This window comes from Enterobacter sp. S-33, from assembly GCF_028735835.1.
GTDB classification, from domain to species: domain Bacteria; phylum Pseudomonadota; class Gammaproteobacteria; order Enterobacterales; family Enterobacteriaceae; genus Enterobacter; species Enterobacter vonholyi.
On record NZ_CP117838.1, the window covers coordinates 2,858,098 to 2,871,029 of the forward strand.

Annotated in this window: 13 protein-coding genes; 8 read left to right on the forward strand and 5 right to left on the reverse strand. The window is 55.7% G+C overall.

Annotated features, from left to right (window positions below; translation table 11 throughout):
- Positions 1 to 205: 205 nt before the first annotated feature.
- From PUP35_RS13580 to cmoB, 5 genes are read left to right on the forward strand one after another with little or no spacing between them, the layout of a single operon-like run.
- Entirely contained in the window at positions 206 to 772 is a 567-nt protein-coding gene (locus PUP35_RS13580) for a hydrolase (protein ID WP_271369328.1), read from the forward strand.
- On the forward strand, positions 769 to 1,587 hold the full coding sequence (locus PUP35_RS13585; protein ID WP_274240216.1) for a DUF72 domain-containing protein: 819 nt from the start codon (positions 769 to 771) through the stop codon (positions 1,585 to 1,587). Before PUP35_RS13580 ends, PUP35_RS13585 begins: the two co-directional genes overlap by 4 nt.
- A gap of 51 nt (positions 1,588 to 1,638) precedes the next feature.
- Positions 1,639 to 2,034: an MAPEG family protein gene (locus PUP35_RS13590; RefSeq protein ID WP_021240443.1), complete on the forward strand. Its 396-nt coding sequence runs from the start codon at positions 1,639 to 1,641 to the stop codon at positions 2,032 to 2,034.
- A gap of 40 nt (positions 2,035 to 2,074) precedes the next feature.
- Complete coding sequence (cmoA, locus tag PUP35_RS13595; RefSeq protein WP_111964821.1) at positions 2,075 to 2,818, forward strand: carboxy-S-adenosyl-L-methionine synthase CmoA; 744 nt, start codon at positions 2,075 to 2,077, stop codon at positions 2,816 to 2,818.
- Positions 2,815 to 3,786: a tRNA 5-methoxyuridine(34)/uridine 5-oxyacetic acid(34) synthase CmoB gene (gene cmoB / locus PUP35_RS13600; RefSeq protein WP_111964822.1), complete on the forward strand. Its 972-nt coding sequence runs from the start codon at positions 2,815 to 2,817 to the stop codon at positions 3,784 to 3,786. Before cmoA ends, cmoB begins: the two co-directional genes overlap by 4 nt.
- A gap of 205 nt (positions 3,787 to 3,991) precedes the next feature.
- Here the strand turns inward: cmoB and cutC are convergent, their stop codons facing one another.
- Positions 3,992 to 4,735: a copper homeostasis protein CutC gene (gene cutC, locus PUP35_RS13605; RefSeq protein ID WP_133294693.1), complete on the reverse strand. Its 744-nt coding sequence runs from the start codon at positions 4,733 to 4,735 to the stop codon at positions 3,992 to 3,994.
- A gap of 78 nt (positions 4,736 to 4,813) precedes the next feature.
- Positions 4,814 to 5,374, reverse strand: a complete 561-nt coding sequence (locus PUP35_RS13610; protein WP_127731458.1) for a VOC family protein — start codon at positions 5,372 to 5,374, stop codon at positions 4,814 to 4,816.
- Positions 5,375 to 5,613: 239 nt separating this feature from the next.
- Between PUP35_RS13610 and argS the strand changes: the two genes are divergently transcribed.
- The gene (gene argS, locus PUP35_RS13615) at positions 5,614 to 7,347 is read left to right on the forward strand and encodes an arginine--tRNA ligase (protein WP_136195782.1); all 1,734 of its coding nucleotides are present in this window, start codon (positions 5,614 to 5,616) and stop codon (positions 7,345 to 7,347) included.
- Between the two features lie 56 nt (positions 7,348 to 7,403).
- On the opposite strand, the gene flhE is transcribed toward argS, so the two are convergent.
- Genes flhE through flhB form a run of 3 tightly spaced genes read right to left on the reverse strand, consistent with a single transcriptional unit; the run spans position 7,404 to position 11,015 of the window.
- Positions 7,404 to 7,796 (reverse strand): flagellar protein FlhE, encoded by a 393-nt coding sequence (gene flhE, locus PUP35_RS13620; protein WP_111964826.1) that lies wholly within the window; start codon positions 7,794 to 7,796, stop codon positions 7,404 to 7,406.
- The gene (gene flhA / locus PUP35_RS13625; protein WP_111964827.1) at positions 7,796 to 9,874 is read right to left on the reverse strand and encodes a flagellar biosynthesis protein FlhA; all 2,079 of its coding nucleotides are present in this window, start codon (positions 9,872 to 9,874) and stop codon (positions 7,796 to 7,798) included. Before flhA ends, flhE begins: the two co-directional genes overlap by 1 nt.
- Positions 9,867 to 11,015 carry a flagellar biosynthesis protein FlhB gene (gene flhB, locus PUP35_RS13630; RefSeq protein ID WP_048992249.1) on the reverse strand — a complete coding sequence of 383 codons (1,149 nt, stop codon included), beginning with the start codon at positions 11,013 to 11,015 and terminating at the stop codon, positions 9,867 to 9,869. The genes flhA and flhB overlap by 8 nt, the downstream gene beginning before the upstream one ends.
- Before the next feature lie 506 nt (positions 11,016 to 11,521).
- Between flhB and PUP35_RS13635 the strand changes: the two genes are divergently transcribed.
- Positions 11,522 to 12,097, forward strand: coding sequence for a fimbrial protein (locus tag PUP35_RS13635; RefSeq protein ID WP_274240230.1), 576 nt, complete (start codon positions 11,522 to 11,524; stop codon positions 12,095 to 12,097).
- Positions 12,098 to 12,232: 135 nt separating this feature from the next.
- Entirely contained in the window at positions 12,233 to 12,925 is a 693-nt protein-coding gene (locus PUP35_RS13640) for a fimbrial biogenesis chaperone (protein ID WP_271369343.1), read from the forward strand.
- The last annotated feature ends 7 nt before the right edge of the window (positions 12,926 to 12,932 follow it).

Here is a 12,932-nt window from a genome sequence, read left to right on the forward strand (position 1 = left end):
GCAGCTTTCTGTATGTCACAACTGGATGAAAAAAGGCGGCTATTATACTGGAAATTCCGCCGGACGATAAGAGCGAACCACGGCCTGGCGGTCGTTTGCTGCACTCTTATTGCGCATTCTCACAAAAATTAACAAAATTATCCGCCCAGGAACAGGCCATCACGTCGTATGGTGTCCGGAAGTGATTCATTTAACGGGAGTAACGATGTTAACACTTGATGCCAGTAAAACCGCGCTTGTCGTGATTGATTTACAGGAAGGCATTTTGCCCTTCGCCGGTGGCCCGCATACCGCGGAAGATGTAGTTAGCCGCGCCGCCCGCCTGGCGGAAAAATGCCGCGCCAGCGGTGCCCCGGTTGTCATGGTGCGCGTCGGCTGGTCTGCTGATTACGCCGAAGCGTTAAAACAGCCCGTTGATGCCCAGGCTCCTGCACGCGCCCTGCCGGAAAACTGGTGGACGTATCCGGCCTCACTGGGTAAACGCGACAGCGATATTGAAGTGACCAAACGTCAGTGGGGCGCATTCTACGGCACCGATCTTGAACTGCAGCTCCGCCGTCGCGGCATTGACACCATTATCCTGTGCGGTATTTCCACCAACATCGGCGTGGAGTCGACTGCCCGCAACGCGTGGGAACTCGGCTTTAATCTGGTGATTGCCGAAGATGCCTGCAGCGCGGCCTCCGCAGAACAGCATCAGGGCAGCATGACCCACATCTTCCCGCGCATCGGCCGCGTGCGCAGCACGGATGAGATTGTCAGCGCGCTATGATGTATGTCGGTTTACCCCAGTGGTCGCACCCGAAATGGGTGCGCCTTGGCATCACCAGCCTTGAGGAATATGCCCGGCACTTCAACTGTGTCGAGGGTAACACCACCCTGTATGCGCTTCCGAAAGCCGAGATTGTTGCGCGCTGGCGGGAACAAACGACCGATGACTTCCGCTTCTGCTTTAAGTTTCCGGCGACCATTTCTCACCAGGCCGCACTGCGAAACTGCGGTGAGTTGACCGATGAATTCTTTGCCCGGATGACGCCTCTGGCAAACCGCATCGGCCAGTACTGGCTGCAGCTTCCGGCCGTCTTTGGCCCGCGCGACCTGCCCTCGCTGTGGACGTTTCTGGACGCCCTGCCCCGGGAGTTTACCTACGGCGTTGAAGTCAGGCATCCTGAGTTTTTTGCTAAGGGCGAAGCGGAAAAAGCGCTCAATCGCGGCCTGCTTGAGCGTTCCGTTAACCGGGTGATCCTCGACAGCCGTCCGGTGCACAGCGCTATCCCACATAGCGAAGCCATCGTTGAAGCTCAGCGTAAAAAACCGAAAGTGCCGGTCCACGCCATCGTGACCGCACAGAACCCAATGGTCAGGTTTATCGGCAGCGATAACATGCCGCAAAACCAGGCGCTGTTCACCGTCTGGCTGGAAAAACTGGCAGCGTGGGAACACACCACTACGCCGTATCTCTTTTTGCACACGCCGGATATTGCCCAGGCCCCCGAACTGGTCGATGCTCTATGGCAGGCCTTGCAGGCTGCGGTGCCGTCCGTGGGAAGCGCCCCTTCCATCCCACAACAATCTTCTCTTTTCTGATATCACCCCCTATCATAGTGAAGTGCCATCTGCCAAAAACAGGGAGTTTGTATGGTCAGCGCGCTGTATGCGGTGTTAGGTGCATTACTGCTGATTAAGTTTTCATTTGATGTTGTGCGCCTCAGAACGCTCTACCGCGTCTCCTACGGTGACGGCGGGTTTTCAGAGCTACAAAGCGCTATCCGCATTCATGGCAACGCGGTCGAATACATCCCTGCAGCCTTAATCCTGCTGCTGTTTATGGAGATGAATGGCGCAGAAACCTGGATGGTGCACATCTGTGGCCTGCTGCTTATCGCTGGCCGCCTGATGCATTATTACGGCTTTCACCATCGCTTAATCCGCTGGCGTCGTTCCGGCATGAGTGCAACCTGGTGTTCACTTTTGCTGATGGTGCTGGCTAACCTGTGGTATATGCCGTGGGAGTTGGTTTTCTCCCTCCATTAGCGCACAATACGCCACTTTATTTTTCCCGGATTTTTACGTTATGTCAGATCGCGACACGCTTTTTTCCGCGCCTATCGCCAGCCTGGGCGACTGGACCTTCGATGAACGGGTAGCCGAAGTCTTCCCGGATATGATCCAGCGCTCTGTTCCCGGTTATTCCAATATTATCTCTATGATCGGCATGCTGGCTGAGCGCTTCGTTCAACCCGGCACGCAGGTCTATGACCTGGGCTGCTCGCTCGGCGCGGCAACGCTGTCGGTTCGTCGTAACGTTCACCACGAAGGCTGCCGCATTATTGCCGTCGATAACTCCCCGGCCATGGTTGAGCGCTGCCGTCGCCATATTGACGCGTACAAAGCTCCTGTTCCGGTAGACGTGGTGGAAGGTGATATCCGCGAGATTGAGATTAATAACGCGTCGATGGTGGTGCTGAATTTCACGCTTCAGTTCCTGGTACCGGAAGACCGCCAGCTGCTGCTGGACAAAATTTATCAGGGGCTGAATCCTGGCGGCGCGCTGGTGCTCTCGGAGAAATTCAGCTTCGAAGATGCCGAGGTTGGCGAGCTGCTGTTCAATATGCACCACGATTTCAAACGGGCGAACGGCTACAGCGAGCTGGAGATAAGCCAGAAGCGCAGCATGCTCGAAAACGTGATGCTGACGGATTCCGTAGAAACCCATAAAGCGCGTCTGAGCAAAGCCGGTTTTGAGCACAGCGAACTGTGGTTCCAGTGCTTTAACTTTGGTTCGCTGGTAGCGCTGAAAGCGGGGAAACCGGCATGATCGAGTTCAGTAACTTCTATCAGCTGATTGCCAAAAACCAGCTCTCCCACTGGCTGGAAACCTTGCCCGCGCAGATTGCCGCCTGGCAGCGGGACCAGCAGCACGGCCTGTTAAAGCAGTGGTCAAATGCAGTGGAGTTTCTGCCCGAACTGACCCCGCATCGTCTGGACCTTCTGCACAGCGTCACCGCAGAGAGTGAAGAACCGCTTCCGCCAGGGCAGATCAACCGCATCGAAACGCTGATGCGTAACCTGATGCCGTGGCGCAAAGGGCCGTTTTCACTTTACGGCGTGAACATCAATACCGAATGGCGCTCTGACTGGAAATGGGATCGCGTTCTGCCCCACCTTTCCGACCTGACCGGGCGCACCATTCTGGACGTGGGCTGCGGCAGCGGTTACCACATGTGGCGCATGATTGGCGCGGGCGCGCATCTGGCGGTAGGTATTGACCCGATGCAGCTGTTCCTGTGCCAGTTTGAAGCGGTACGTAAGCTGCTGGGTAACGATCAGCGCGCGCACCTGCTGCCGCTGGGCATTGAGCAGCTGCCAGCTCTGAAAGCGTTTGATACCGTGTTCTCCATGGGCGTACTTTATCACCGCCGCTCCCCGCTTGAACACCTGTGGCAATTGAAAGATCAGCTGGTCAGCGGCGGCGAGCTGGTGCTCGAAACGCTGGTGATTGAAGGCGATGAACACGCCGTTCTGGTGCCGGGCGATCGTTACGCGCAGATGCGCAACGTTTACTTCATCCCTTCCGCGCTGGCGCTAAAGAACTGGCTGGAGAAATGCGGGTTTGTGGATGTGCGGATTGCCGATGTCAGCGTGACCTCAATCGAAGAGCAGCGCCGCACCGACTGGATGATCACCGAATCGCTGGAGCAATTCCTCGACCCAACCGATCACAGCAAGACCATCGAAGGCTATCCGGCCCCGATGCGTGCGGTGTTAATAGCGACTAAGCCGTAGTCTTTTAGTCGGGTGGCGGCTGCGCCTTACCCGGCCTACTCGTAGCACGTTTTCTCCGAAATAGTTCAAGTTGCAGCGAGGCAGCCAACGCAGCTGCGGCTTGAAATATGAAGGAGAAAAAAAGGCCCCTGTGTAATTGGCAGGGGCCTGGTACAAGCAAGCATCATATTGGGCGACATGATGCGCGGTAAAAATCGGTACGTTGCTACACGTGATGGCGCTCAATCAGCGACTTCATTTCCGCAACCGACTCTCCCTCTACGCCATAGCGTGAATACTCATCCGCTTCAGCATCCGTCGACATTGACAATCCTGTATTGCGATAACGCATGGGCGAAGGTATCCATTTCCCCGCGGAGCTGTGCAGCTCTTCTACCCCGGCGTTTAAAAACCGTTCCAGATTGCTGGCGCGGACTCCCGCACCCGCCATTATTATTGGAACACCAGAATGTGCTTTTAGTTCCGTAATTAATTGCAGTCCTTTTTCAGCTGACGCCTGCTGACCCGATGTCAGGATGCGCGCCACGCCAAGTTCTCCAAGCATTTCAAAGGCCTGAAGCGGATCTTTACACATATCAAATGCGCGATGAAAAGTGACGGACATCCCCTGCGCGGCGCTCATAATCTGACGCATACGCGGTATATCGATATTGCCGTCTTCATCCAGCAGCCCGGTCACCAGCCCTGAAAACCCCAGGTCCCGAACGAGGGCGATATCATCAAGCATGGCACTGAACTCGCCCGCCGTGTAACAAAAATCACCGCCGCGCGGACGAATAATTGGGTGAACGGGAATAGTGACGGCCTGACGGGCTGACTTCAACACGCCGTAAGACGGCGTCAACCCGCCCTCCTTGGGCGCCGCGCACAGTTCAATGCGGTCAGCCCCGTGCTTTTGCGCGGTCACTGCACACTCCACGCTGTAACAACAAATCTCCAGCAGCGCCATTTAATCCTCCTGAAATTCCACTAAGCGAAACATCATGACACACCGTTCGTTTTCGGTCCCGGCGTGAACTCACATCTCTTATGCTTCACTGGCAACGATCTGCTCAATGGTCCACGGATGAAACTTCACCGTAACCTGTCCGTCAGTAACGGCCAGCGTCGGGTTAGGTAACCGCTCGCGCTCGCCTTTGGGAGAACTGGTCTTCACAAAAATTCCCGGCTGGCTTAAGCCTTCGTCCGCTAACAGGGCCAGCGCGCGCGCGTTTAACGTCTCCGGCTCACCCGGCAGGACAATCTCGATATGTTCCCAGCCTTCGTGCGGATAGCGTTTCTCGCCCGGCCACGGCAGTTCAACCACGCTGAACTGCCAGTGCGCCACGTTCACCGGCTCATGCAGTTTGAACAGGCAAATGGGGCGGCCATTAATGATATTCTCGGACAGTAACTCGCCGCACTGTTCGAACCCGCGACGCCAGCGCTCGGCGGTGGCATTCTGATGACAGCGCAAAGAGATATGATCGGCCTCAAGCGGCGCAATATCCAAACCCAGACGGGTGGCAAGTTCTGTGAACGCCTGGGTGAAGCGCGGTAAATCTGCGGAAATATCATGCAGTTCGTCAATGGATTGCCAGTTCGCCATAAGTCATTCTCTTTTCATGTCGCAAAGCCGCTAATTTACTCTGTTGCCCTGTTTTGACCAACCTCAGAAACCGGCTTTTTGCGACTGCATGATTATGCACACCTTCACTGCCTGGATTCTGAGCAATCTTCAGGCCCCGCACTGCTGACGTCAGAAGGCATTTGCAGTATACTCCCGCCCTAAATTCTTTAACTGGCGCGGGCGGTTGTAAGCCCGCATCAAAAACGTAAGGTATCCAGGTGAATATTCAGGCTCTTCTCTCCGAAAAAGTCAGTCAGGCACTGATTGCCGCAGGTGCCCCTGCGGATTGCGAACCGCAGGTTCGTCAGTCAGCAAAAGTACAGTTTGGCGACTATCAGGCTAATGGCGTGATGGCAGTGGCTAAAAAACTGGGCATGCCGCCGCGACAGCTCGCTGAGCAGGTACTGACGCATCTGGATCTTTCCGGCATTGCCAGCAAAACCGAAATCGCCGGTCCGGGCTTTATCAACATCTTCCTTGAGCCTGCATTCCTGGCAAGCCACGTTGACGCGGCGCTGAAATCCGATCGTCTGGGAGTGTCCCAGCCGGAAGCGCAGACCGTCGTGATCGACTATTCTGCGCCGAACGTGGCGAAAGAGATGCACGTTGGCCACCTGCGCTCCACCATCATCGGTGATGCCGCAGTGCGCACGCTCGAGTTCCTCGGTCACAAGGTGATCCGCGCGAACCACGTGGGCGACTGGGGCACCCAGTTCGGCATGCTGATTGCTTACCTGGAAAAACAGCAGCAGGAAAACGCGGGTGAAATGGCGCTGGCGGACCTGGAAGGGTTCTATCGCGAAGCCAAAAAACACTACGACGAAGACGAAGCTTTTGCCGAACGTGCGCGTAGTTACGTGGTTAAACTGCAGGGCGGCGATCAATACTTCCTCGAAATGTGGCGCAAGCTGGTTGACATCACCATGTCCCAGAACCAGCTGACTTATAACCGTCTGAACGTCACCCTGACCCGCGATGACGTAATGGGTGAAAGCCTGTACAACCCGATGCTGCCCGGCATTGTGGCTGACCTGAAAGCGAAAAACCTGGCGGTGGAGAGCGAAGGCGCAACGGTTGTGTTCCTTGATGAGTACAAAAACAAGGAAGGTGAACCGATGGGCGTGATCATCCAGAAAAAGGATGGCGGCTATCTCTACACTACGACCGACATTGCCTGCGCGAAATACCGTTACGAAACGCTGCATGCCGACCGCGTGCTGTACTACATCGACTCCCGTCAGCACCAGCACCTGATGCAGGCGTGGACGATCGTGCGTAAAGCCGGTTACGTGCCGGACAGCGTTCCGCTGGAACACCACATGTTCGGCATGATGCTGGGTAAAGACGGCAAGCCGTTCAAAACCCGCGCGGGCGGAACCGTGAAACTGTCTGACCTGCTGGACGAAGCGCTGGAACGCGCCCGTCGTCTGGTGGCCGAGAAGAACCCGGACATGCCGGCCGACGAGCTGGAAAAACTGGCCAACGCCGTGGGTATCGGTGCGGTGAAATACGCGGATCTCTCCAAGAACCGTACCACCGACTATATCTTCGACTGGGATAACATGCTGGCGTTTGAAGGTAACACGGCGCCATACATGCAGTACGCCTACACCCGCGTGCTCTCGGTATTCCGTAAAGCCAGTATCGACGAAAGCGTGCTGGCGACTGCCACCGTGACCATCACTGAAGATCGTGAAGCACAGCTGGCGGCGCGTCTGCTGCAGTTCGAAGAGACGCTGACGGTTGTCGCGCGTGACGGCACGCCGCACGTAATGTGTGCTTACCTGTACGACCTGGCGGGTCTGTTCTCCGGCTTCTACGAGCACTGCCCTATTCTGTCTGCGGAAAACGAATCGGTTCGCAACAGCCGCCTGAAGCTGGCGCAGCTAACGGCGAAGACCCTGAAGCTGGGTCTGGATACCCTGGGTATCGAAACCGTAGAACGCATGTAATACAAAAAACCCGGCAATCGCCGGGTTTTGTTTTTGCAGTCCTGGTAATCCAACCGTCAGCGATAGTTCACGATGACGGAATTGCTTTGCACCTTCAGCGCCGGAATCAAACGCCCCCCACCCGGCACTTCCCAGATGAAACGCAAAGGTTCAATAGCCGGTACGCCGTTGAACGCCTGCGTTGTCCCATTTTCGCCGTCGATTTCGGTACAGCGCGTCTGAGAGCAGAGGCGCACCCGCAAGCCCGCTGGCGTAGGGCCAATCAGCCGGTAATTCCAGACCACAAGGCCCATCTGACCGGAGACCTCTTCTGAAGGCGCCAGCGGGTTAGACGACATAGCAACACCGCGATTGCTGAGGGTCACCCCCATGCTGCTCGCCTGCCAGGTGCCCCCCCCGGCAGCCTGCGCCGCCAGCGGGAAGAGCAACATCCAAAGCCATTTACGCATTATTTTCCTCCAATCGTCGCGGTCATGCGGATATGACGGTTATCCGACAGCTCCAGATTCGACAGCACGACCAGCTGGTTCAGGCTACGACGCAGGAAGCGGGACAGCAGCGGACGCAGCGCGTGGTTCACCAGCAGCACCGGCGGCGCGCCGAGCATCTCCTGACGCGCCAGCGCCTCCTGCGTTTGCGCCAGCAGACGGTCCGCCAGGCCCGGCTCCAGACCGCCTCCGCCCTGCAGAGCCTGCAGCAGCAGACGCTCAAGCGGCGTATCGAGGCCGATCACCTGCACTTCCCCGGTTCCCGGGAACCACTGCTGGGTAATGGCGCGTCCCAGCGCCACGCGCACCACCGCCGTCAGCTCGTGCGGATCGCTTTGTATCGGCGCGTGTTCGGCAAGGGTTTCCAGAATGGTGCGCATATCGCGGATCGGCACCTTCTCGTCGAGCAGGTTTTGCAGCACCTTGTGCAGCGTGGTTAAGGTCAGCACGCCCGGGACCAGATCTTCCGTCAGCTTCGGCATCTCCTGCGTGACGCGGTCCAGCAGCTGCTGCGCTTCCTGACGGCCAAACAGCTCCGCCGAGAATTGCCCAATCAGGTGATTAAGATGGGTCGCCACCACGGTACTGGCTTCAACAACCGTATACCCCTGGATCTGCGCCTGCTCTTTCAGGGCGCTTTCAATCCAGATAGCGGCCAGGCCAAAGGCCGGATCGATAGTTTGCTCGCCCGGCAGCGTGCCTGCGGCGGTGCCGGGGTTAATCGCCAGCCAGCGGCCCGGATAGGCATCACCGCTGCCAATTTCGACACCTTTCATCAGGATGCGATAGCGCGCGGGCGGCAGGTCCATATTGTCGCGGATGTGTACCACCGGCGGCAGGAAGCCCATATCCTGCGCGAATTTTTTACGGATACTGCGGATACGGCCGAGCAGCTCGCCGTCCTGCTGGAAATCGACCATCGGGATCAGGCGATACCCGACTTCCATTCCCAGGGAATCTTCCAGCTGAACGTCGTTCCAGGTCGCTTCGACGGCCTGGGTATTCTCCGGCATTTTGACCTGAACAGGTTCCGCTGCCGGTTTGGTTTCACGGCCACGCATCCACCACGCAAGCCCCAGCAGCCCCGCCGTAAACAGCAGGAAGACGAGGTTTGGCATCCCCGGCACCAGGCCGAGCAACCCGAGAACCGCAGCGGCCAGCAGCATCACGCGCGGGTTGCTGAACAGCTGGCCCACCATCTGCTCGCCAACGTCCTGATCGGTGCTCACGCGGGTCACAATCACACCCGCCGCAGTGGAGATAACCAGCGCCGGGATCTGCGCGACCAGACCGTCACCGATGGTCAGCAGCGTATAGCTTTCCGCCGCGTGGCCCATGTCCATGCCATGCTGCAGCACGCCCACCAGCAGGCCGCCGACCACGTTAATCACCATGATCAGAATGCCCGCGATGGCGTCACCGCGCACAAACTTACTCGCACCGTCCATGGAGCCGTAGAAGTCCGCCTCCTGCGTCACCTCCGCACGGCGTTTTTTGGCTTCATCTTCGGCGATAAGACCGGCATTCAGGTCGGCGTCGATCGCCATCTGCTTGCCCGGCATCCCGTCGAGCACAAAGCGCGCGCCCACTTCCGCAATACGCCCTGCACCTTTGGTGATGACCATAAAGTTGATGATCACGAGGATGACGAACACCACGATACCGATAGCGAAATTGCCGCCCACCAGGAAGTGGCCGAACGCCTCCACCACTTTACCTGCCGCTGCCGCCCCGGTGTGACCTTCCATCAGAATGATACGCGTGGATGCCACGTTCAGCGCCAGCCGCAGCAGGGTGGTAAACAGCAGAATGGTCGGGAACGCGGCGAACTCCAGGGTACGCTGGGTGAACATCGCCACCAGCAGCACCATAATGGACAGCGCAATATTGAAAGTGAAAAGCAGATCGAGGATGAACGCCGGGAGCGGCAGTACCATCATCGACAGAATTAGCAGGATCAGAATCGGCCCGGCAAGGATTTGCCATTGGGTCGATTTCAGGTTGCCGGGCAGGCGCAACATTGCCACCAGATTAGCCATCAGTGTCCTTCTCGTTCATAAAATCCAGCGCGGCAGGCACCGGAAGGTTCTCAGGTTTCACAGGCCGTTGACCGCCGGCCAGACGCCAGCGCTTCAACTGCCATACCCAGGCCAGCACTTCCGCCACGGCGGCGTAGAGTTGTCCTGGGATCTGTTGTCCAATATCCGCATGGCGGTACAGGGCACGCGCCAGCGGAGGGGCTTCCAGGATCGGCACGCGGTGTTCCGTGCCAATTTCCCGGATGCGCAGCGCGATCAGCCCTGCCCCTTTCGCCACCACTTTCGGCGCGCTCATTTTGTTTTCGTCATAGCGCAGCGCAACGGAATAGTGCGTCGGGTTGGTGACGATGACGTCGGCCTTCGGCACATCTTCCATCATGCGGCGACGGGCGGCGGCACGCTGCATCTGGCGGATACGCCCCTTAACGTGCGGGTCACCTTCCATCTGCTTATATTCGTCACGGATGTCCTGGCGTGACATGCGCAGCTTTTTGAAGTGGGTATAAAGCTGGAAGATCACGTCAAAACCCACCATCGGGATAATGCTGAGCACCACCAGCAGTGCGCACAGCCCGACCAGATTCAGCGCGTTGCTCATCGCGGTGAGAGGCGATTCGCTGATGAGACGCATCATTTCCGGCCAGTGGTACCAGAGGTAAAACCCCGCGGAACTGCCCATCAGCACCGATTTGAGAATGGCTTTGAGCAGCTCGGCCCCGGTCTGAGCAGAGAACATTTTCGCAATGCCCGGCAGCGGGTTCAGTTTGGAAAATTTCGGCTGCAGCGATTTGGCACTAAAAACCAGACCGCCGAGCATCACCGGCGAGACCAGCGCGACCAGCACCACCCCGGTAATCAGGGGCAACAGCGCGACCATGGCCCCTTTAATAAGCTGAATAATCTGGCTGAGGATCAGATTCGGATCGTTGACCATGCTGTGGTCAAAACGTAAGCCGGTTGACAGCATTCCCGCCAGCTTGCGGGCGAGCGACTCCCCCCCCCACCAGATAATGCACACGCCTACGATAAGGATCAGCAGGGAGGTCAATTCTCGGGATCGGGGGATTTGCCCTTCCTCACGCGCCTTTTCTAGTCGGTGGGGTGTGGGGGCTTCCGTTTTGTCGTCGTTCTCTTCTGCCACAGTGCATGCTCAGCCCATTATGTCACGGGTATCATGCCAGCACCGCCTTTCATCAATGGCCTGAAAAACCCCTATAACCGGGTCTTTTTATCCAGTTTAAGACCGCCCTACGCGCCTTGAGTGAGCGAAGAGAGGGCAAGTCATGACTGAACAAATAGAGAGCAGCTTTTATGATGCGTTTCATATCACAAAAGGAATTAAGCTCAGATTTAAAGAACGTTTACTCAAAAAAATATTCAGAAAGAAAATTAACATAGCAGTCGATTTTATCCACCAGGTATTGCAGGATTGATGCAGCTATGTAAATCCAATAATCCAGAGCAATTAAAAGTATATAAGCCATTACTACAGACAATCCAAAAATGGATTAATCTCTCTAACATTAGCTTTGTGACTCCCTTACCAGAAGAAATTTAAATGTTATAATTTCATGCGACATAATTTACCTTTCACCAGAAAGCAAAATGTATGCCAGATATTTCTTTTTAATTAAAGGGACATTTAAGATGGATTTCAAAAAGAATATTTTTGCGGGCTTAACCCTTGCAACACTGTCGATGAATGGTTTCGCCGCAGAAATGAATGCCGGCGCTATTCACTTCACGGGTGAAATTATCGAATCAAGCTGCACGATTGAGGGTGACAATGACACGGACAGTACAGTCCCATTGGGTACCTATCCTGTATCACTATTTACTGATATTGGGACGGAAACCTCACTCGTGCCGTTTTCCGTAACGCTTGCAAACTGCCCGTTAAAAAGCGATGGGCTGCCAGCTGTACAGTTGACCTTTAACGGCCCAACAAACCTGACCGGGGCCAAAACATTACTCGACGTCAGTACAATTACCACTAAGGGCGATACCGCGGCCACCGGCATCGGCGTTGCCGTCAGCCTGGCGGGTAAAGATGATAAACTCATTACGATGGACGGCGCTGAAGGGCAGGTCTACATCGAACTGGCGTCAAAATCCTCAGATACCATTAAGGCTGATTTTAATGCCCGCTATAAATCATTTGCAGCTGCGGTTACCGCCGGTCCAGCAGATGCTGATATGACAGTAAATATTCTTTACCGTTAACAGACGCATTACTAATATTCACAATATATATATTTAGCCGTCATGACATTTAAGGAGTCATGAACTGATAATAGTCCGAATCCGGATTCGGACTATTATCAATTCCTCTCAACCTCCTTTATTAAAGGTTTCACCATGCGCATATCACTCCAGGTCTTATTATGTATTCCTGTTATTGCGAGCACCGTTTGTAACGCATCTGGTGTTCAGATAGGCCGCACACGCATAATCTACGATGCCACAAAAAAGGAAGTTGCCCTGCCCTTACAAAATAATGATAAAGAGCTTCCATGGTTAATACAGTCATGGACAGATACGGGTGATGGCAAAACGCACGGACCGTTTATCGTGACACCACCGCTCTTTCGACTCGATCCGCAAAAAGAGCAAAGCCTGCGCATTAGCTGGAACGGAACAACCTTACCCGGGGATAAAGAGTCTCTGTTCTATATGAACGTGCGAACCGTTCCTGCCACGGCATCGGATGAGGATGACAAAAACGTCCTACGGTTAATTTATAAAACGCGTCTGAAACTGTTCTGGCGCCCTGCCGGACTCAGCGGTACCCCCTCTGAATCCTGCAAAAACCTGCGCTTTGCTCGTCATGGTCAGCAGCTCACTGTTATCAATGCGGGGACGTTCTACAGCGTCTTTGATTCACTTGCTTTGGGCACGCACAAAGTGGAGAAGGCCGACATGGTTGCCCCTAAATCCCGCGTTGAGATTCCTCTCCCTGCCAATGCACAGAGTACTAGCGTCACCTGGCGCTGTATAACCGATTACGGGAACGCTTCCGAAAAACACACCTCCACCCTGGCGCAGGATTAAAAGACGG